We start from the raw sequence: 19,909 nt of genomic DNA on the forward strand, positions 1-19,909 counted from the left end.
GCACTTCACAAGATGTTGACCCAACGTCGCTTGTACCAAGATAAGACATCGCTCGCTCGGTTCCGTCACAAGCCCATTGGACCGTGGCGTGACCGAGGCGTCGGCAGTCTCGTCCACGTGCTGCCCGCGAGTTCGAATGATGAGGACCGTTGCCTCGCTTCGGCACATTTCGACTATGTCGTTGAGTTCGCGACTAAACGCCAGACAGTTGTGACCCGGATTCTGGAGAAGTACAACGTGCAACCGACATGCCGCCCCCTCGGTGCGTCTGGGGTCATGGGGGAAATTGGGGCATGAATTACAGGTACGCTGACACGCCCGAATCGATACGCGTGGCGGTGCATGAGGTGGCATCGCGAGACGGTGTCGAGGGTATCCTGCTGTGTGCCGCTCCGGACGACGGGCTCGACGAGTGGCTCGACCCGTTCCTTCGGGAACTCGACGTGAGCGTCTTCGGTGGCGTCTTTCCCGAAGTAATTAACGACGGTGAGAATAAGGCGAGCGGAGCGGTCATCTGCGGACTCTCATCGGAACCACATGTGACGACGATCCGCGGGCTGAGCGGCGCGGACCCGGACTACACATCAGCCTTGGACGCCGACCTTCCGCTCGACGGGTACGAGACGGCGTTCGTATTTGTGGACGCGTATGCAACGAACATCGAGGAGTTCATCGAATCGCTGTTCAGAACGTACAGCGTTGAGCTCAACTTTATCGGCGGTGGGGCCGGCACGCTCGAAGCGGAACAGCGTCCTTGTCTGTTCACTAACGAGGGGATCATCGGGGATGGCGCCGTGATGGCTGCGGTGGAGTCACCGGTAACCCTCGGCGTCGAGCACGGGTGGCGCGAAATCGCGGGTCCGTTCCGAGTGACCGACTCGGACGGGGGCACGCTACACCGTCTAGACGGCCAGCCGGCGTTTTCGGTGTATAAATCCGCCGTGGACGAACATGCTGAGAGCGAACTCACGGCCGATGACTTCTTCGAGATGGCGAAGGCGTACCCCTTCGGAATCGCTCGGATGGACGGAGAGCAAATCGTTCGTGACCCCTTCGAGGTGACCGAAGAGGGCGGTCTCGACTGCTTCGGGGCGGTACCCGAAGGCGAGTTCGTTCACGTCCTCGAGGGGGAACCGGAGTCACTGATCGACGCTGCACGTCGCGCAAAGACGGAGGCGTGGGAGTCAGATGCGCCCGTAGAAGGGCTGTTTTTCTTTGATTGTATTTCACGGGTGCTGTACCTCGAAGACAAGTTCGAGCGCGAACTCTCCGCCGTCAAGACGGACAACACGCCGATGATCGGCGCCCTCACGATCGGCGAAATCGCCAACGACGGCTACGGACACCTCGACTACTACAACAAGACCGCGGTCGTCGGCGCGGCAGAGGAGGTATGACTTCGCGACAGCGGCGCGTCCAGACCCTCTACGAGATTTCGCTCGCCATCGAGACCCGTGGGAGCATCGAAGAGACAGCTGACCAAGCGCTCGCCGCGTATCTTCAGAAACTGAACTGTTCCGTCGGCGGTGTATTCGAAATCTCCGCGTCGTCAGACGGGGCGGAACCGACGCTCGTGACATCTATCCCCGCGAACCCGATTCGGAACAAGCTGTTCCGCAGCGCCCGAGAACACCTCGTAGAGATCGCTGCCGGCGCTCGGAGCGGCGTCTCGGGGCGAAGCGACCGGACGGCCGAGTCCGCAGCCGTGGCGTCGAAGTCGACGACAGTTCGGCGGTTCGCCGACTCCCTGCCCGCTACCGGCACGGTCGACGGCTCAGGCATGTACTATCTCTTCGATCTCCCAGGGTTTGGCGTCATGATCCTCGGCAAACAAGGGGGATCGCTCGACGTTGAAACCGTCTCAGCGTTGGACCCGTTGAACAGTCGGTTGGCACAGGCGTGTCGGTCGAACCGAAGGGAGCGAGCGCTACGCAGGCAACGCGACCGCTTCGAAGCCATCTTCGCCGCGACCGGTGAACCGACCGTCGAGGTTGTCGTCACAGAAGACGGAACAGAGCGGATTCATCGCGCAAACGACGCATTCAGATCGACGTTCGGATACCTCAACGACTCACTCCGCGGGCAGAGTCTCAACGAACTGATTACGCCCGAGGATCAACCCGTAGAGACTGACTCACTCATCGAGACGCTTGAGACGGGAGAACCGTTTCGGCAGGAGGTGCGGCGAGAGACACCCGATGGGGTCGGGTACTTCCTCTTTACGGCCGTTCCGGTGACTGCGACCGAGCGGATCGAGTACTTCGGTGTGTTCGTCGATATTACCGACCAACGCGAGCGCGAACTGACGCTACAGGAGCTCTACGTCGCCGCACAGGATATCCTCACTGAGGGCTCTCGTCATCGGATCTGCCAGGCGGTCGTTCAGACCGTAGAATCTGTTCTTGGACACTCGAGCGTCGGCGTTCACTTGTACGACCGGGACTCGGGAGCACTCGAACCGGTAGTCACGAGCGCGGCGGTCCGAGAGCGGCTGAGCGAGGAGTCGATAACCTATACTGACAGGGACTCCGTAGTCTGGGAGGCGTACGAGCGAGAAGAGCTGATCCGGATCGATGACATCGCCGCGTTCGACGGACATCTTCCGAACGAGGAGACCCCTGTCGGAAGCGTGCTCATCGTCCCCGTCGGCAGCCACGGCGTCGTCGTGACCTCGGCTCCCGAGCGGAACAGCTTCGACGACGAGGACGTGTACTTTCTACGGGTGCTGAGCCAGCTCACGGCGATCGGACTCGACAGGCAGTTGAGCGAAGAGGGGCTCCGGACGACCCAAGAGACGGCCCGTCGCGCGCTTCAGGAACGCTCTCACGAGGAGATGGCCGAATCCGTCCTCACAGACATCCCAGAGGCACTGAACATGCCGCTGATGGGCATCTGGAAGCATCGCCCCGCACAACAGCGGCTTGAACCGGTTGCGGCGACCGATCACTCCGAGCGACTGCTCGGAGACTTGCCGTCACTCTTGAATGGAGACAGCCTCGCGTGGCAGTCGTTCGAAAACGACACTACGCTCGTCGCCGCCGATGTCGCCACGGACCCGGACGCCTACAATCCGGAGACGCCCATCGAGGAGGAGGTGATCGTTCCGATCGGTGACTTCGGGGTGCTGATCGCCGGCTCGGCGTACGCCGAGAGCTTCAGCGAGCTCGACGCCGAGATACTCGACTCTCTCGGGACAAATCTTGAAGCGATCACCGAGGTGATTGACACTCGCCGGGACATCGACCTCCTCAATCAGGTGATCGCAAGGATCCTCAGACACAACGTCCGGAACAAGCTCACCGCGATAATGGGGTACACGTCTCAGATAGAGGCGAAGGCTGAGGAGCCGATACGCGGGTACGCGAAGCAAGTCTTGGAGAATTGCCGCGACCTAGAGAAGACCTCGAAGCACGCCAAGGAGATGCGTAAGGTCGTAAACAGTCGGGACGAGACCACTACCGTCGCGCTTGAGCAGGAGGTCCGGTCCGCCGCGTCGACCGTCGACGGAGAGTTCCCGGACGGCGAACTCGAAGTCGATGTCTGCGACGCGGCGACGGTGACGGCTCACCCAGAGCTGGAAGCCGCGCTCGCTCACCTCATCCGGAACGGGTTCGAACACAACGACAGCGACGCCCCCGCGGTTGAGGTCGCCGTCCGCCGGAGTGACGAGGATGTGCGAATCGAGATCAGTGATAACGGTCCCGGAATCGATCCGTATGAGCTTGACGTGATCGATCAGCACGGTGAGTCCGCGCTGGAACATGGGAGCGGAGCGGGGTTGTGGATTGTGGATCGCGTGGTCCGATACTCGGAGGCTGCGCTCGAGATCGACAATGAGGATGGGACGACAGCGACGATCGCGTTTCCCGGTCACTGACGACCGACCGAACCCCGAACTGAACGCTCGGTTCGGCGCGCTTGCCAAGGACAGCGCCTACGGTGCCGCACCGTATACTGTATCGTCGGACTTGTCTCGAACGGCTACAGTTCGGTTGACAACCAGACGAACGCACCAGTCACCGTCGCGACGGACCAGTTCGTTGGCCCGAATGTCGCCTCCACGGACGATGTCCTCGTACTTGGCTCTACTGACAAGTCTTAACCAACAGCGGCTGCGAATCCGTGGTTTTGTTGGTTAAGACGGTGGGGACGGCTCCCGTACTCGCTGGCTGTAACGCTACTTGAAACTTCTTTATAAAGTAATTTCGTACTATGTTACACCGTGCTCCGGCGTATCGAACTTGAGGTCCTCGCCACGGTTGACCGCGGCGACACGATCTCCGAACTCGCGACGAAGCTCGACCACAGCGAGAGCTACCTCTCCCGTGCCGTCGCCGACCTCGTCGAGAAGGGGCTCGTCTACACGGAACGCGACGGCCGTCGAAAACGCGTCGTCCCGTCGGATGCTCGCGCCGTCGAGCTCTATCAGGACCTCGTCCGCCAGCACTCCCACATCGAGTTCCCCGAGCTGCTGACCGGCAAGGCACTCACGGTGCTGTACTACCTCGACCAGCCGCGAACTGTCTCCGAAATCGCTGACCGGAGCGACAACTACCGCAACACGGTCAACCGAGTCCTCAAGCGGTTTCGCGACCGGGGTCTTGTCGGGACAGCCGACGGCCACTACGAGTTCAACGCCGACTTCGACCGTCTCCACGAGTTCGCCCGGGAACTCGTACATCATCTACATCGCCAGCGTCTCGAAGCCGTTGCCCCGAAGGGGACGATTCTCTGGGAGGACTACGACGAATTCCTCGCGCAGGCAGAGACGGAGATCGACGCAGAGGGGTTCCACGAAACTGGCCTTGCTCGGTTCGCAGCTTTCGACCTCCAGTTCCTGCTCACCGGCCATCGCTACTACGTCTACTCCGAGGATCTCGACGCAGTCTCGTTGGCGGAACTTTGCTGTCACACACTACTGATCGACGACGCCAGCCGCCACCGCTCGTATTGTCTCCTCCTGCTCAGCCACGTCGACGTCGACGAGGCGGACCTCCGAGCGCAGGCGGCGAAGTATGGCCTCGAAGACGAAATCGACGCCCTGCTCCGCTACCTCGAGACGTACGGCGAGGTTGATGACGAGCAGCTCCCGGCGTGGGACGAGTTCCAGAAGCTGGCGGCTGACTATGGGGTGCCACTATCCTGAGACAGAACCTCGTCACCAGCTGTAGCGTCAGTCGGCGTCAGTTTGGATCGTAGGGATTCGTTGCTGTATCGAGTCGGTAGACATCCTCGACAGCGTCAAAATCGTCGTCAAACGCATACAGGTAACCGAGCCCCTCGGTTTGCATATACGCGACAATGCAGGCGTCGACGAACGAGAGGGGTTCGTGTTGGCGAAAGAGGGCCTTCCCTGTCGCGAGGGCGTCGGTGGTGAGTGAGTCGATGTGGAAGCGGGCGTTTTCTTCGATGCGATCGAGGAGATCGACGGCTGCGTCGTGGCCGGCGTGGGTCGTGAGGCCGTTGAGCGTTTCAGCGAGTACGTAGTCGAGCACGACTGCCTCCGGAAGTGTTCCATTGTCGATGCCCTGGAGCACGGGAAGCGCGGCATCGTGGGAACTATCCCGCCGGTATGCGGCGGCAAAGAGGACTGTCGTATCAATGAGTGCACGAGGCATTTACTCGACGTCGACGCCCCAGGCGTCATGCTCGCTCGTTACATCGGTCGACTCCTCACCAGCGTAGCCGTCGAAGTCGGCGAACGTGCCCGTTTGCTGTTGGACCACTTGGACCCGAATGCTCCCATCGTCTTCGAGATGCCAACGGAGCTGATCGCCATCGTCGATATCGAGTTCACGCCGGATCCGGGCCGGAATGTTCGCCTGATTGCCAGACACCTTGCTTTCGGCGTCAATTCTGTCGCTGCTCATGTCTCCCGATATGTGACGGGCCGTGAAAAGCCTAGTGTGCCGCCACACTACTCAGTACCAGAAGAGCGATTCCGGCGGAGAGGATGGTGATCTACCATGGGGTCGTTGGGAGCCGGCCGTCTGGGCGGGGAACACGGCCCCGTTTGATTTCGTGATCGACGCGGCGCAGGTGCTTGCAGCCGCCCTCGGGTGAGCGCTGCTGCCAGTCGGGACAGGTACACGATTCGTCGATGACGTCGACTTCGTACCGGTTCCCGGACGCAGACTGTACCTCGTAGCGGCCACCCTTCGAGAGGAGTAAGGCGTCCATCGCTTCGGCGACGACACCCCGGGCGGACCCACAATCGCGGGGTCAACGGCACAAGTGACGGAGGGTCGACAGTCGATAAGCCGACGACTCCGTCACCGGACGACGGTCACGGGAACGGACGACCGACGAACTATTTTTTCCGCGATGCTCCCGAGCAGGAGACGCGAGACGCCCTCACGGCCGTGGCTCCCGACGACGACGTGGTCCACGTCGTCGCGGGCTGCGTGGTCAACGACGGTCCGGGCGGGGTGACCAACCTCGTGGACCGTCCGAACCGTCGTGTCCGACGCCCTGGGCACCTCGAAAGACGTGAACACCTCCTCAGCGCGTTCAGCGGCCAGTTCTGTGAGTTCTGTGTCCGTGCCGAAGGGGTCGGGTGCCTCGTAGCCCGCCTCTCCCGGGTCGTAGACGAACAGGACCGTCACCACGTCGGGGTTGAAGCGGTCGAACACGACCTCCCGAGGATGACCGCCGCGTGGACCGGGCTCGCCGACGGCGACCTTGAGGCCGCGCTGGTCGCGATGGACGTGAACCTGCTTGCGGCCGTCGCCATCCTGCCGGCGTACCTCTCGATGCTCGTGCCTGCCTCGGTCGCGTTGCACCCGACGGCGCTGTACCACCAGCTGGCACAGGTCGTCGTGCTCCCGATGGTCGCCGGGAACCTCACGCGCCGCGTGCTGCTCCGACAGTACGGCTCCGATGGGTTCAAGCGACTCAAGCCGACGTTCGGCGGCCTGAGCTCCGTTGGCGTGATGTTCATCGTCTTCATCGCGATGACGATGTGCTCACAGAGCATCCTCGCGGACCCCGTCGCCTCTGCCAGCACTATCGTCCCGCTCGTGTTCTTCTACGCCGTTCTCCTCGCAGTCGGCGCGGAACTCGGGCGGGCGCTGCTCGACACCGAGCGCGGCATCGCGCTGGTGTACGCGACGAGCATGCGCAACCTCTCCATCGCGGTGGCCATCGTCGTCGCGGCCGGGTCGGTGCCTGCCGAGGCCGTCCTCCCCATCGCGCTGGCGTACATCCTCCAGCCGCCGCTCGGCGCGGTGTACATGCACTACCGCCGGGACGTCGTCGGGGAGGGGCTGAGTCTCCGGGAGGCGGTCGCGGAGATCGTCTGACGACGCGCGATCCTGACGGCTTTCGACGGGTTCAGGACGCACGACCTACGAAGGGTAGTGTGCCCAGTATGCGACGTCGACCGCGGTGCGGACCCCGTCCTGTGGCTACTGTCGTGGCGATGGCAGAGGGTGATCCGGACGGATGAGCGAGTGGACGCCGACGACCTGTCTCCGGTGTGCGGTCGGTTGCGGTCTTCAGCAGCACGGTGAGGACGACCGCGGCCTCGTCGCTGTCCGCGGCGACCCCACACATCCCGTCACACGGGGCCAAGCCTGCCGGCGTGGAATCGACGAGACGGTCTCGGGTGGCGAGCGCGTGACGCGCCCGCTTGTCCGCGAGGGCGGTGACCTCGTTGCCACCGACTGGGACACCGTGCTGGACATCATAGCCGAACGCTTCGAAACCGCACTGCGGGCGAGCCGCGACGGCGTGGCCGTGCTCGGTAGCGGCCAACAGACGAACGAGGCGGCGTACGCCCTCGGCAAACTCGCCCGCGGTGGTTTCAGAACGCGCTACTACGACGCGAATACGACGCTCTGCATGGCCTCGGCGGTCACGGCCTACCACCAGACGTTCGGGAGTGATGCGCCGCCACCGACGTACGACGACATCCCAGCGGCGCGTACACACCTGATCTGGGGAGCGAATCCGGCTGTCGCCCACCCGGTCCTGTACCGGTGGATCGCGGAGAGCGCCACCGACCCGGACAGTCGGCTCATCGTCGTCGACCCGGTCGACAGCGAGACGGCTGAGGACGCTGACCGACACGTGCGGCCCGAGCCAGGGACGGACTTGGCCCTCGCGCGGGCCGTCCTAGCGGCTCTCGTCGAGGCCGACGCCGTGGACGAGGAGTTCGTCGGGCGAGTGACGACCGGCTTCGACGCGCTGGCGGCGCGCCTCCCGTCGGTGGGGGCGGCCGCTGACACCGCCGGCGTGACTGTCGAGACGGTCGCGGCTCTAGCCGAGGCGTTCGCCGACCCGACGCTCGTCTACTGGGGAATGGGCGTCAACCAGAACGTCCAGGGGACCGCGACGGCGCGAGCGTTGATCGACCTCTGTCTCGCGACGGGCAACCTCGGGCCGGGGAGCGGTCCGTTCTCGCTGACGGGGCAGGCGAACTCGATGGGCGCGCGCGTCTGCTCCGCGAAGGGCACCTGGCCCGGACACCGTCCGTTCGAGGACTCCGACCACCGTGACGCGGTCGCGGAGACGTGGGGCGTCACGGCCGCCGATCTGCCGGCCGACCCCGGACCCGGTCCGGTCGGCGTTGTCGACGCACTCCGGCACGGGCCGGTCGACGCCTGCTGGACGGTCGCCACGAACCCCGTCGCCGGGATGCCGGACGCGTCGGTCGTCCGGGCGGCGCTCGAGGACACGTTTCTCGTCGTGCAAGATGCCTTCCGGACCGAGACGACCGACCTCGCCGACGTCGTCCTCCCAGCGGCGACGTGGGGAGAGTCAGAGGGGACTGTCACGAACATGGAGCGGACTGTTTCACGGGTTCGGGCAGCGACGGCGCCGCCGGGGGCCGCCCGACAGGACATCAGTATCATCGCACAGATTGCCAATCGGATGGGGCTGTCACTCTTCGAGCACACGACTCCAGATCCCGAGGCGGTCTTCACAGAACTGGCAGCGCTGACGGCCGGGACGTCTGCCGACCTGTCTGGTATCACCTACGAGCGTCTGGACACCGACGGGGCCGTCCGGTGGCCGGCGCCGGATGGAGAGACACAGGGGGGCTACCGCTACCTGACCGACGGGGACTGGTCGTTTCCGACGCCATCGAATCTGGCACACTTCTCGAGAGGAACACACGACGACCTCGCAGAACCGACAGACGAGTCATACCCCCTCACCCTCACGACTGCCCGCCGGGCCGACGCGTACAACACCGGCGTGCGAACCCGAGCGGACGAGGCCGACCCCCCGGTCGCACGGATCCACCCGAAGACGATCCGGGCACACGCCGCGTCGCTCGAGTCGAATCGGGCAGTGGTCGAATCACGCCGGGGGGCTGTCGAGAGCCGAGTCGAGCGAGACGACGCCATCCCGCCGGGGATGGTCTGGCTTCCGATCCACCATCCGGCGGTGAACAAACTTACGCTCCCGGTTGTCGATCCCGAGTCGGCCGAGCCGAACCTCAAACAGTGTGCCGTCGCTGTCTCGCCGCTCGAGTCCCGTGCGGACGACAGCTCACGGTCGTCGTGAGACACTCCGAGCCACCGATTCGACCGTCAGGTTGTCTCTCGCCAGACGGACACGTTACCGTCTCCGACGCAGAGAAGCGAGCCGAATGTCGTCTGGCTGGCTGGACGGACACACACGTGTCGGAGCGAGCGCCGGGACCCACGTGAGACTGGCGCCGACGAGTCGGGGAAGTGACCGGACAGCGGGACGTGACTGGAGGTGGCCGACACACTGGTCGCAGTTCCGTCCGGTTTTTGTCTCGCTAGCACTTCAGACAGTCCTGTACTGGAGAAGGTACTCGCATTCCGATTGTAGGGGTGTCGCCACCGAAACCGAACCGCACACGCACCGCGTTGCACACACGATGTCGGACATCGAACAGGACCGAACGGCGAGACGTATCGAACGAGAGACGACGCGACAGGTCGATGCGGTCGACCCGACTAGCGAATATGCGACGGCACGGCGTCGGCGGCCAGCAGGTCCATCTGACCGCAGCGCGGCAAGGGGTGACCAGCAGTGAAGAGTCCGATACGGATGACGAAGTACCGGACCCTCTTGCTGGCGACTGTCGGGTTCAATTTCTCGTTTCTCATCTGGTTCTCCTTCGCACCGTTCACCGGACCGATAGCCGAGGAGTTCGGCCTCACGGTCACCGAAATCGGCGTATTAGCGAGTGCAGCAATCTGGTTGGCGCCGTTCGGTCGAATCCTGACTGGCTGGCTTTCGGACAGGTTCGGTGCACCGGTCGTGTTCGCGATCGTCCTCGCGTACGTCGGCGTCTTCTCGATTTGGAGTGCGTTCGCAGCGTCGTACGCGGTGTTCTTCGGCACGCGACTGATCGTCGCAACGGCCGGCATCACGTTCGTTATCGGCATCCAGCACGTTTCCGAGTGGTTCGCCGAGTCGGAGCTCGGTACCGCAGAAGGGGTCTACGCAGGTATTGGGAACGCCGGGGCCGCAGCAGGTGCACTGGTCTTGCCCCGCGTGTTCACCGCCGGCTGGAACGGCCCGCTGTTCAGTGCGAACTGGCGGGCAGCGTTCTTCTACACCGGCGTCGTCTCGATCTTCCTCGCGGGCGTCTACTACGTCTTCGGCGAGGCGGCTCGGTCAACCGAGAAACGGAGGGCGACGAAGCAGGGAGCGACGCTCCGAGAGTGGATTTTCACTGCCACGCGATACGGCACTGTCGTGCTGGCGCTCGCATACGTTATGACGTTCGGGCTCGAACTGTCGATGAACGGCTGGCTGGCGACCTACTACCGGGAGGGATTCGACACGCAAAATCTTGTGATCGCATCGACGTTCGCGGCGACCTTCTCCATTGCGGCTGGCCTACTCCGCCCCATCGGCGGCTACGTCAGTGACCGACTGGCGCGGGCAGAACGGAACATCCTCCCGGTGTTCACCGGTCGCTACCGGGAGCAGTGGACGTTCTTCTCGCTGTGTCTCGTCGTCTGCACGATGCTCGCGATGACGCTTGCAGGGCTACGTGGGACGATCCTGCTCGCCGTTGGCGTCGGCTTTCTCGTCGGGATGGCCTGTGCGTTCGCCGAGGGAGCGATCTTCGCGCAGGTGCCGGCGATGTTCCCGAACAGCTCTGGCGCCGTCGCCGGCGTGGTGGGCGGGGTCGGGACAGTCGGCGGCATCGTCTACCCGCTCGTGTACGCCGCACCGGTGCTGCCGAACCTCCATGTCGGCTACGCACTCGTCGCCATCTCGATGGTGCCCATTGTCGCCCTGACCGCGTGGGTGTTCCAACCGGACGTCGCCGAACGCGCGAACGAGGACGGCCTCGTCAGCCGGCGTGACGCGCCTCGTGTCACTGACGATTGAGGAGTTCATCTCGCACCCTGCATCACCACCGATTCACAGCCGTACGCTGGCGTCGATCAGGGAGACGCGAGTGAGTCGTCTGCCTCTTCCACGCTCTCGTCCCCGTCGTCTCCAGTCTCGACCGCTTCGATGACGTAGCCTGCGATGCCGGCTGCGGCCAGCCCGACTCCGAGTGCGCGTATCTGGCGGAGATACGAGTCACGAAATCGACCGAACCCGGCGCACCAATCTCGGAGTCAGGCCGGCTGTGACTCCAGTTTCTTGTAGTCGACGTAGTCCGCACCCCGGAGGTGTTCAAGGAGGTTGATTGCAGCGGAATGGGCGCTGAAGCACAGCCAGCCTGCTCCAGCATCGACCTCCTCCCGCGCTTAGAGAGATGCGTCAACTGTGGCATGGGTTGCACAGACACTCACACTCAATACCCTGTCCATCGTAGATTAAGGAATGGCCGAAGAAACACTGTTCGAATTCGAACGGAACATGGACACAAGTGAAGTTGCACAGTACCTTCGAACCGTCGCAGACCACTTGGAGTCCGGTGATGAATTCACCCTCGAATCCGGTACCGAGTCGGTGACACTCACTCCCCCGAGACGCGTCGAGTTCGAGGTCGAGGTCGAACGCGAAACGTCGAAGTCTGGGGGATCAGCGGAGATAGAACTCGAGTTCGAGTTGGAGTGGGACGAAGACGGAACTGGCACTGGAGATCTCAATATCGGGTGAGGAATCTCTTACAAGCCGAAGTCAATACGATGTTGAACACGTGGCACAGAGCATCGAAACGAGAGGTGGCCTGAACACACTTCGCCTGTATCGGGCGAGGGTATAAAGTGGCAACCACACGACACGAGACCCGCGCGATCAGGACCGTTCGACGTCGACTGCCGATGGGTTTGACCCATACAGTGCAGGCACCCAGTTCTGGCCGTCGATCGCCGGGCGTTCGTAGTTGGGATCCTGCTGACGGTCCGGCAACTCAGTCGGCCCAGGCATGGTGTCCTCGTACTCGATCTGTGAGAGGAGGTGACTGATACAGTTGAGCCGGGCATGTTTCTTGATATCGGCGTTGATCACGTGCCACGGCGAGTTACTCGTATCCGTGTGGGTGAACATCGCGTCTTTTGCCCGCGAGTACTCGACCCACCGCTCTCTGGCTTCGAGGTCGATCGGGCTGAGCTTCCAGCGGCGTTTCGGGTCGTTACTGCGCTTCTGGAAACGTCGTTCCTGTTCCTCATCGCTGATCGAGAACCAGTACTTGATGAGAGTGATCCCCGAGCGCATGAGCATCCGCTCGAACTCGGGGGCTGACCGGAGGAACTCCTGGTACTCTTCGTCGGTACAGAAGTCCATCACGCGCTCGACAGTCGCACGGTTGTACCAGCTCCGATCGAACAGCACCATCTCACCGGCCGCCGGAAGGTGCGCTACGTAGCGCTGGAAGTACCACTGACTCTGCTCTCGTTCGGTGGGCTTGCCGAGCGCGACGACTTTCACCACCCGGGAACTCGTCCGGCGAGTGATTCGGTGGATCGTTCCGCCTTTACCGGCCGCGTCTCGACCGTCGAAGAGCACGACGACCCGGAGTCCCTGCTCTTTGACCCACATCTGGAGCCTGACGAGTTCTTCTTGAAGCCGCTCGAGTTCTCGCTTGTAGTGTTTTTTCTTAATCTTGCCACTTTTCTTGTAGAGATTCTCCTCGTCGACGGTGGTCAGCACGGATTCCTCGGCCGGTAACACCGGGTGCTCGGTCATGGGAGCTGCCGCTCCTCGTCTCCGCCACCGATCGTTGATACGTACATGTAAGAGTATCAATGGTAGTAATAGATAAACCCCTATCCCCACGAAACGCAGGTCGCTTGGCCGACTGTGCGGTGTTCAGAGTTGTTTTATTTCGTATTGACTCAATCGCACGGTCTAAGATGAGCGGCTCAATCTGATAATAGAAGACCAGATGAGAGACTGTCTTCACCTCACCGGACGGCAAGGCGGACATCTTTCGACGAGCCCGACACGATGAGACACACACCCCTCTATCGATGTGTTCTAACTGAGTAGGCCAAACGGCGAAGAAGCTCGATTCTCTGCTACAAACCTCGTGTTCGGCAAATAATGTCGATAGCGTCTCTCTATCCCTGGATGATCGTGTTCAAGCCGAGTGTACCTCTGTCGGTGTTCTAGCGACACATTGTCACTGGCCGAAACACATCGAACACATCGATAGAGGGGTGTGTGTGTTTGTGTTGTTAAAAGAAGAGAAGAGAAGAGAAGAACCGACTCAATATGAGTGATTATGAGACAACGAGAACGTCCCTTCTCTGTTCTAAGCAGATACGAGGGCTGTATCGTCCGGTTAGCTCAGACAAGATCTCGTCACACCCCCACCCCGTGAAGACTTCGAACACATCGATAGAGGGGTGTGTGTCTTCGACCGCGTGTTGCGAAACACATCGTCATCGGCTACGGCCAGTTAACCCATCCTCACGGATATTATGCGGTTAACCGGTTATTGCAGGTTTCAAACGGCTAATCACACTTCGATAGAGGTGGGGAACCTTTTTCATACAGGCGCGTATCAATTGGCCTATGGGTACTGACGACTCCGATGATCCCGCAGAGGATCCGGGACCGTCGGAGGACGAGATGACGGCTCAAGCTGACCTGTCGAGTATGCCACAGCCGGCGTCATCGCGACAGGCGTCATCGTCTCACGTCACTAACGGTGATTCACAGCCTGACGAAGGAGCAGATTCCGAGGGGTCATCACAGTCGATCGAAGATATGCTCCTCGAATTTGACAATCAGGAGGGGCTAATCCGGGACCGAGAGCTACTCGATCCGAACTACGTTGTTGAAGAGGATCGCATCGTGGGCCGTGATGAGCAACTCCAGGAAGTCACCAAGATGCTTCGGGTTGCGCTCGGGGATAACCGACCGCCAAACCTGTTCCTCTACGGCCCGTCTGGAACAGGGAAATCGCTAATTACGAAGGCAGTTTGCCATAATATCAGCCGTATCTGTGAGAGCCGCGATATTCGGTTTGGCACTGTTGAAGTGAACTGCCAGGATCTAGACACGCTTGGTATCGCCGTGTATGAACTCGTTCAGCAGGCTGCTGATGCGGCAGGTGTCCCTGTTGAGGTGCCAAAACACGGCGTGGCAACGAAAGAGAAGTGGGATGAGCTCTACCGGATCGTCAACGAGCACTTCGACTCTGTTGTGTTTGTCCTCGATGAACTGGACATGCTCGTTGGCCGGCGAGACAAACAAGAACCTGCGTTTTCACGGCTCCTGTATCAGCTCTCGCGGGCAGGGGCAAACGACGAACTGGACGCGTACATCTCCGTCGTTGCTATTTCAAACGACACGAAAATGATGGAATCTGTTGGGAGTCGCGCTGTCAGTTCGTTCACCCCAGAAGACGTCCATTTCGACGACTACGACGCAAACCAACTCCAAGCAATTCTTCGACGGCGTCAGGATGCGTTCCATGACGACGTCGTCGACGATGATGTGATTCCACTCGCAGCGGCATTCGCGGCACAGACGCATGGTGACGCGAGGAAGGCGATCGATCTCATGCGGGTTGCCGGCGAGCTGGCTGAGCGTGAAGGCGACAACCGCGTTAGCGAAAAACACGTCCGTACCGCACAGGAGAAAGTCGAGAAGAATCGGGTGTTAGAGGTCGTTCGTGGTATCAGTACACAAAAGAAGCTCTGTCTGTACGCAACCGCGGCCGTTGCGTCCCAAACTGACGGCGGGAGCGCCAGGAGTACAACCGGCTATCGTGTGTATCAATACCTGACCGACGCCATTGACGCGGATCAGTACCATCAAGAAACGTACGTCAATAAGATGAAAGAACTCACGACGTACTCACTGGTCGACTTCGAGCGACGGAGCCATGGGCCTAGCTCGGGGATGTTCCTTGAGTTCCAGTTTGGCGAAAGTCCAGGGACAATTCTCGAGACACTCCGTGAAGATTCGCGTATTGAGGCGATTTCTGAAGAAGAGGTCACCTCTGTGGTAAAAGCGCAGATCCGGAACCAGACGTGAACCGCCTCGGGGTCAAGCCCCGAGGCACTCGCCTTGCTTATTTGTAGACATTTCAGTTATTGATGTGGTCTTTTGGGGCACGGTGTCACCTGTCTTATGACCATTTTCCATTGTTTCTGATAGACACCCCTCTATCGATGTGTTCGGTGTGTCGACTACCGTGCTCTCCCACCCTGCATATGAAAACTTTCCATTATGTCTGATAGACACCCCTCTATCGATGTGTTCGGTGTGTCGACTACCGTGCTCTCCCACCCTGCATATGAAAACTTTCCATTATGTCTGATAGACACCCCTCTATCGATGTGTTCGGTGTGTCGGCTATCGTACTCCCACACCCCGGCTATGAGACTTCTCCATGATTTCCGATAAACACCCCTTTATCGATGTGTTCGATGTGTCGGCTATTGTGCTCCCCACCCCTGAAATATAATTTTTCTACGGTCGCTCTTCTGTAGGAGATTGTTGATACTGGCGAGCTGTCGCTGTCGTGTCGAAGAGGACAAGGACACCGCGTCAGCGGTGTCCGACACGGATGATTCCGCTAGATGTGTTTGGGTCGGAATCGGTCGCAGCGGACCTGTTACAGCAGGTTCGCTGGCGTGACGGCGTTTCCTGTCCTCGCTGCCGTTCTGACCGAACGGTCAGAAACGGCAGCTACGGGCAGTTTCAGCGGTATCTCTGTAAGGATTGCGACCGCACGTTCAACGATAAGACTGGCACGATCTTCGCTCACTCGAAGATCGCACTCCGCAAATGGTTGTTCTCGATCTACGCTTTTTTGCGGTTTAACACCAGTCTCAGGCGACTACAGTGCGAAATCGATGTCACCTACAAAACGATCCACAGGCGTGTCGAGCGCTTCACCGAAGCGCTCGACGCGCCGTCACTCGATCTCCGTGGCCCGGTTGAAATTGACGAGTTCTACGTCTCTGCCGGCTTGAAAGGCCGCGAGCGCGATCGCTGGTCGCGCTCTCGCGGCCTCTCACGACGCGGACGCGGAACGTATGATCGAGACAAACCACCCGTGTTCGTCCTCGTGGATCGTGGCACCGAGCAACGGTACGTTGTGCCGGCGAAATCCGCAGACGAATCGACGATCCGGCTCCTGCTGGCTGACCGCCAGCAGGAGCCTCTCACTGTCTATACCGACGGATTCCGTGCGTACGATCCGCTTACTGAAGACGAGCAATTCGACCGCGAATACGTCGTTCACGGAGACGGTGAATACGCCGACGACACGGTCCACGTGAACACCTGCGAGAGCCACGCGTCGCTGGCGCGACGGTGGCTCTCGCCGCATCGAGGCATCTCAAAAGATCGCCTCACACAGTATCTCCGAGCGTTCCAACTCAGACGAGAACTCTACCGCAAACCCGGACGAGAAGCACTCAAAGACGCCGTCAAAGCCACTCTCTGAAATCAACAATGTGCTACACAAGAGCGTCTACGGTTTCCGATATACACCCCTCTATCGATGTGTATTCGGAGTTTGTTATCAGGCCTCACTTAATATCTAAGTTACTTATACACGGGTGTTTAGTTATTTTCCAGTGTTTCCGATAGACACCCCTCTATCGATATGTGATTCTCCGTGAGAGCCGCCAAAACGAACATATTCGGCGGATAAATATCACGTGCTCACCGACACCACGATCCCTCTCAAGTTGAGCGACCGTCATACGAACTACTCGGCCAGTAGCTGTATCGATTTGTTCTCCCTACCCGATCCTCGTCGACACCCCTCTATCGATGTGTACGGGATTAGGGGACAGGAGTGGTCACTCGTCGGGGTCAACCGGCCCTTTATACTTTGACTTCACTGAGTTTCCGTCCCGCCACTGCCAGTAGTAGTAGCGGTTGTCATTGATCTCCTTGATTGTAATCGTGGCCTTTGAGGGGACGTCATCCGGGAAGTCGTCGGGTCGCTCATCCCGTTCGGCATCATCGGACTCTTCATCGACAGCGACCCCACGAGCCTTGTGCGATGCCAAGGCCTCGGCGTAGCGTGCGACGTACCGGAGTTGTTCAGGCGAGTAGCTGTTGAGTGTGTCGACCATCTCTGTTGAGAGGTCAGTTGGTGGCGTTGGTGGCTTGTGGGACATCTGCGATCTAGTGTTAACCAACAAAACGCGTATCGGCATAGATTTGTTGGTTAATCCGATATCGACTCGTCGCGGATTGAAGAGCATGAATAGCAAACTATCGATAAATAGCAACCCGAGAACGCTGTCGATGTCAAAACAACGGCAATAATTCACTGGCCCTCATGCTCTTCCCACTCCGGACGAGGTGTCGGGGACGGGAGTTCGTCTACCAGAGTTCGGAGTTCGTCCCCTGTCGTCCACGGGAAGCACCGTTCGTGGAGTTCGAATTTGCGGAACTTGTTGAGATGGACCCAGCTGTATGTTACTGGCTCTCCGCCCTCATTTGTCCGGTCGTCGATCACATCCCACACCTCTTGTTCGTCGATGTCGAGACCGCTCTCTTGGGCGCGATCAACGAGCGACTCGACTTTTGCCTGGACGTCATCCGCCGGCAAATCGTCTGCGAACGCACTCTCAAGGGCGGCCTGAACGATGTGCTGTTTCGAGTCAAGGTTCTCGTCAGTCACCCACGCGTAATCACGTGGGAACACGTACGACTTGTCGAAATAGGGTGGGTCATCAATCTCGCCCAATTCAGGCGCCTCCCCACCACTCTCCTTCTCAAAGACCCCAACGATGTAGTCGCTGTACGTCGCGAGCAACGAAAACATGATATCGAACGTATTGAGGCGGTCAGTCGGAAGTTCGAGGAGATCACCCATGATGAACGGATAGGCACCGAGCTGCTTCGTGAGTTCGTTCTGGACGGCGCGAAGCCGTCGGATATAGGGGTCGCGATAGCTCCCCAAGATGAAATACGATGTCCGCTGACTCCAGAGATACGGCAATTCACGCTGGGCGAACCGCCAGATTTCCCGTTTTTCTGCAGGCTCAAGTTCGATGCCCCCGACGGCCTCGTGAACAACGGTCATAATCTCCCCAGCGTCCGGCGGCGGGCTTGGGTCGGTCATTAGCTGCTGATTCAAACCACACCAGCTTATCGCTTCTGAATCACTTTGGTATTTTCTGAATTAACCAACTTGGTTGACCCTAACTGTTATACCGTCCTGCCTCGTATCAGCACGTATGAGCGAAACCGACACTGGTGCGGCCGATGCAGGGCCGTTCGCGGAACAGCAGCGGCTGTTCAAGCTGCTGTCCCAGGATACGCGCCATCTCATCATCCAGGAGCTGCTGGGCCATCCCGCCCATCTAATGTCACTCGCCGAACTCGAGTATATGACCGGGAAGAGCCAGGCGGCCATCAAAGACCAGTTGGAGACGTTGATCGACGCCGGGCTCCTCGCACGCTACACGTACGACCCAAGCGAGGGGACACGTGACCTCCCCTCCCAGTTCTACGGATTCACGGAGCGGGGCCTCGAGGTCCTCCACGACTACAAGTATCTCCGTGGGCTTCCGGTCGCACGCGCGCTCTACGAAAACACGCGCAAGACCGAGAAAATCGAGCGCCACGAATCGGCCCCTCGCCCAGAGCTTCCTGACGCTGTCGCGAACGCACTCGAGTTCGACGAGCCCGATCTCGACGCCGTCGATGGTGGCACAAATTCATAGTTCGTCGTCGAACAGTATCGTTCTCAACGCTGGAGACTGAGGGTCCCGGGGCGTGACTAGGGGAAACCACCTCGCCTCCGTCTCGCCCCCCGGTCGGTGACACGTAGCCAGTTGATTGTCAACCCTTCGGGTTGGGGAGAAACCAAGCAGACTGTCGTTCGGCGTGTACACCCACTAGAAACTGTCTCAGAAGCCGGGTTATTAAATGCTGTAGTGAGTACTAACACTACGTGACGGCCGATATGTATGTTGACAGGCCGCGGGTGCTGCTCGTTGACGATGAGAAGGAGGTCGCCGACGCGTACGCCCTCCGGCTGGACGCAGTGGCTGATGTCACGGTCACTTACAGCGGTCCTGAGGCGTTGTCTGCGGTCGATGAGTCTGACCCGCCGGATGTAATTCTCCTTGATCGGCACATGCCGGATCGATCTGGTGACGACATCCTCCGTGAGCTACGAGAGTACGACATTCACACCCGGGTTATCATGGTGACCGCTATCGACCCGGGATTGGAACTTCTCGACCTACCGTTCGACGACTATCTCTGTAAACCGGTCGACCGTGAAGACATCAGGGCTGCTGTCGACCAGCAGTGTCAGGTCCTCGCATACAAACTCCTCGGCCAGTATTTCGGAGTCGAATCGAAGCGAGCGGTTATCGCCGCTGAGTTGCCACAGGACCGTCTCGAAGACCACGACCAGTTCTCGTCGCTTGATGAGCAGGCCAACAGTTTACGGGACCGCATTTGTCGGCTTCTCCCCGACGCAGACGAGCTGTTAGATCAGTTCACCGGTATTGAGCGCGAAGGGTACTGATCTCCGACAAGAGACGCGACCCGGGCTGAATGTTGACCCGACTCGTCTCCC

Annotated in this window: 16 protein-coding genes and 2 pseudogenes; 11 read left to right on the forward strand and 7 right to left on the reverse strand. The window is 60.1% G+C overall.

Going from position 1 to position 19,909, the window contains the following annotated elements; all coding sequences use genetic code 11:
- Window positions 1-293: 293 nt before the first annotated feature.
- The 3 genes from EXE50_RS12755 to EXE50_RS12765 all read left to right on the forward strand — a co-directional run bounded on the left by EXE50_RS12755 (window position 294) and on the right by EXE50_RS12765 (window position 5,146).
- Window positions 294-1,397: an FIST signal transduction protein gene (locus EXE50_RS12755; protein WP_158293546.1), complete on the forward strand. Its 1,104-nt coding sequence runs from the start codon at window positions 294-296 to the stop codon at window positions 1,395-1,397.
- On the forward strand, window positions 1,394-3,877 hold the full coding sequence (locus tag EXE50_RS12760; RefSeq protein WP_137705248.1) for a GAF domain-containing protein: 2,484 nt from the start codon (window positions 1,394-1,396) through the stop codon (window positions 3,875-3,877). Before EXE50_RS12755 ends, EXE50_RS12760 begins: the two co-directional genes overlap by 4 nt.
- Before the next feature lie 345 nt (window positions 3,878-4,222).
- The gene (locus EXE50_RS12765) at window positions 4,223-5,146 is read left to right on the forward strand and encodes a MarR family transcriptional regulator (RefSeq protein ID WP_137705249.1); all 924 of its coding nucleotides are present in this window, start codon (window positions 4,223-4,225) and stop codon (window positions 5,144-5,146) included.
- A gap of 37 nt (window positions 5,147-5,183) precedes the next feature.
- Here the strand turns inward: EXE50_RS12765 and EXE50_RS12770 are convergent, their stop codons facing one another.
- The 4 genes and pseudogenes from EXE50_RS12770 to EXE50_RS12785 form a co-directional block, all read right to left on the reverse strand.
- On the reverse strand, window positions 5,184-5,618 hold the full coding sequence (locus EXE50_RS12770; RefSeq protein WP_121600559.1) for a PIN domain-containing protein: 435 nt from the start codon (window positions 5,616-5,618) through the stop codon (window positions 5,184-5,186).
- Window positions 5,619-5,870 (reverse strand): AbrB/MazE/SpoVT family DNA-binding domain-containing protein, encoded by a 252-nt coding sequence (locus EXE50_RS12775; protein ID WP_053772389.1) that lies wholly within the window; start codon window positions 5,868-5,870, stop codon window positions 5,619-5,621.
- A 91-nt stretch (window positions 5,871-5,961) separates the two neighbouring features.
- Window positions 5,962-6,192, reverse strand: a pseudogene (locus EXE50_RS17775) (hypothetical protein); the annotation flags it as partial.
- A gap of 80 nt (window positions 6,193-6,272) precedes the next feature.
- Window positions 6,273-6,632, reverse strand: a complete 360-nt coding sequence (locus EXE50_RS12785; protein ID WP_137705250.1) for a universal stress protein — start codon at window positions 6,630-6,632, stop codon at window positions 6,273-6,275.
- Between the two features lie 12 nt (window positions 6,633-6,644).
- On the opposite strand from EXE50_RS12785, the pseudogene EXE50_RS12790 reads away from it, so the two are divergent.
- The 4 genes and pseudogenes from EXE50_RS12790 to EXE50_RS12805 all read left to right on the forward strand — a co-directional run.
- Window positions 6,645-7,301 (forward strand): annotated as a pseudogene (locus EXE50_RS12790) (arsenic resistance protein); the annotation flags it as partial.
- 142 nt (window positions 7,302-7,443) lie between these two features.
- Window positions 7,444-9,513 carry an assimilatory nitrate reductase NasA gene (nasA, locus tag EXE50_RS12795; protein ID WP_137705251.1) on the forward strand — a complete coding sequence of 690 codons (2,070 nt, stop codon included), beginning with the start codon at window positions 7,444-7,446 and terminating at the stop codon, window positions 9,511-9,513.
- 516 nt (window positions 9,514-10,029) lie between these two features.
- Window positions 10,030-11,328, forward strand: coding sequence for an MFS transporter (locus EXE50_RS12800; protein ID WP_137705252.1), 1,299 nt, complete (start codon window positions 10,030-10,032; stop codon window positions 11,326-11,328).
- Window positions 11,329-11,772: 444 nt separating this feature from the next.
- Window positions 11,773-12,051 carry an amphi-Trp domain-containing protein gene (locus EXE50_RS12805; RefSeq protein WP_137705253.1) on the forward strand — a complete coding sequence of 93 codons (279 nt, stop codon included), beginning with the start codon at window positions 11,773-11,775 and terminating at the stop codon, window positions 12,049-12,051.
- Window positions 12,052-12,189: 138 nt separating this feature from the next.
- Here the strand turns inward: EXE50_RS12805 and ppk2 are convergent, their stop codons facing one another.
- Complete coding sequence (gene ppk2 / locus EXE50_RS12810) at window positions 12,190-13,080, reverse strand: polyphosphate kinase 2 (RefSeq protein ID WP_137705254.1); 891 nt, start codon at window positions 13,078-13,080, stop codon at window positions 12,190-12,192.
- An 831-nt stretch (window positions 13,081-13,911) separates the two neighbouring features.
- Between ppk2 and EXE50_RS12815 the strand changes: the two genes are divergently transcribed.
- On the forward strand, window positions 13,912-15,381 hold the full coding sequence (locus tag EXE50_RS12815) for an orc1/cdc6 family replication initiation protein (protein ID WP_369333733.1): 1,470 nt from the start codon (window positions 13,912-13,914) through the stop codon (window positions 15,379-15,381).
- A gap of 535 nt (window positions 15,382-15,916) precedes the next feature.
- On the forward strand, window positions 15,917-16,801 hold the full coding sequence (locus EXE50_RS12820) for an IS1595 family transposase (protein WP_137705255.1): 885 nt from the start codon (window positions 15,917-15,919) through the stop codon (window positions 16,799-16,801).
- A 361-nt stretch (window positions 16,802-17,162) separates the two neighbouring features.
- On the opposite strand, the gene EXE50_RS12825 is transcribed toward EXE50_RS12820, so the two are convergent.
- Together EXE50_RS12825 and EXE50_RS12830 are read right to left on the reverse strand one after the other, a co-directional pair.
- The gene (locus tag EXE50_RS12825; RefSeq protein ID WP_137705256.1) at window positions 17,163-17,486 is read right to left on the reverse strand and encodes a hypothetical protein; all 324 of its coding nucleotides are present in this window, start codon (window positions 17,484-17,486) and stop codon (window positions 17,163-17,165) included.
- 152 nt (window positions 17,487-17,638) lie between these two features.
- Window positions 17,639-18,439 (reverse strand): hypothetical protein, encoded by an 801-nt coding sequence (locus EXE50_RS12830; RefSeq protein WP_137705257.1) that lies wholly within the window; start codon window positions 18,437-18,439, stop codon window positions 17,639-17,641.
- A gap of 115 nt (window positions 18,440-18,554) precedes the next feature.
- On the opposite strand from EXE50_RS12830, the gene EXE50_RS12835 reads away from it, so the two are divergent.
- Window positions 18,555-19,043: a winged helix-turn-helix domain-containing protein gene (locus tag EXE50_RS12835; RefSeq protein WP_137705258.1), complete on the forward strand. Its 489-nt coding sequence runs from the start codon at window positions 18,555-18,557 to the stop codon at window positions 19,041-19,043.
- Window positions 19,044-19,285: 242 nt separating this feature from the next.
- Window positions 19,286-19,858, forward strand: a complete 573-nt coding sequence (locus EXE50_RS12840) for a response regulator (RefSeq protein WP_121600594.1) — start codon at window positions 19,286-19,288, stop codon at window positions 19,856-19,858.
- Window positions 19,859-19,909 lie beyond the last annotated feature (51 nt).

Source organism: Halorubrum sp. ARQ200 (genome assembly GCF_005435115.1).
Classification (GTDB): domain Archaea; phylum Halobacteriota; class Halobacteria; order Halobacteriales; family Haloferacaceae; genus Halorubrum; species Halorubrum tropicale.

Bases quoted from the DNA above. Each gene is read 5' to 3' on its own strand.
- EXE50_RS12830 (WP_137705257.1), bottom strand. From the start codon at position 18,439: ATGACCGACCCAAGCCCGCCGCCGGACGCTGGGGAGATTATGACCGTT.
- EXE50_RS12805 (WP_137705253.1), top strand. From the start codon at position 11,773: ATGGCCGAAGAAACACTGTTCGAATTCGAACGGAACATGGACACAAGT.
- EXE50_RS12760 (WP_137705248.1), top strand. From the start codon at position 1,394: ATGACTTCGCGACAGCGGCGCGTCCAGACCCTCTACGAGATTTCGCTC.
- nasA (WP_137705251.1), top strand. From the start codon at position 7,444: ATGAGCGAGTGGACGCCGACGACCTGTCTCCGGTGTGCGGTCGGTTGC.
- EXE50_RS12825 (WP_137705256.1), bottom strand. From the start codon at position 17,486: ATGTCCCACAAGCCACCAACGCCACCAACTGACCTCTCAACAGAGATG.
- EXE50_RS12815 (WP_369333733.1), top strand. From the start codon at position 13,912: ATGGGTACTGACGACTCCGATGATCCCGCAGAGGATCCGGGACCGTCG.
- EXE50_RS12800 (WP_137705252.1), top strand. From the start codon at position 10,030: ATGACGAAGTACCGGACCCTCTTGCTGGCGACTGTCGGGTTCAATTTC.
- EXE50_RS12840 (WP_121600594.1), top strand. From the start codon at position 19,286: ATGTATGTTGACAGGCCGCGGGTGCTGCTCGTTGACGATGAGAAGGAG.
- ppk2 (WP_137705254.1), bottom strand. From the start codon at position 13,080: ATGACCGAGCACCCGGTGTTACCGGCCGAGGAATCCGTGCTGACCACC.
- EXE50_RS12835 (WP_137705258.1), top strand. From the start codon at position 18,555: ATGAGCGAAACCGACACTGGTGCGGCCGATGCAGGGCCGTTCGCGGAA.
- EXE50_RS12755 (WP_158293546.1), top strand. From the start codon at position 294: ATGAATTACAGGTACGCTGACACGCCCGAATCGATACGCGTGGCGGTG.
- EXE50_RS12820 (WP_137705255.1), top strand. From the start codon at position 15,917: ATGATTCCGCTAGATGTGTTTGGGTCGGAATCGGTCGCAGCGGACCTG.
- EXE50_RS12775 (WP_053772389.1), bottom strand. From the start codon at position 5,870: ATGAGCAGCGACAGAATTGACGCCGAAAGCAAGGTGTCTGGCAATCAG.
- EXE50_RS12770 (WP_121600559.1), bottom strand. From the start codon at position 5,618: ATGCCTCGTGCACTCATTGATACGACAGTCCTCTTTGCCGCCGCATAC.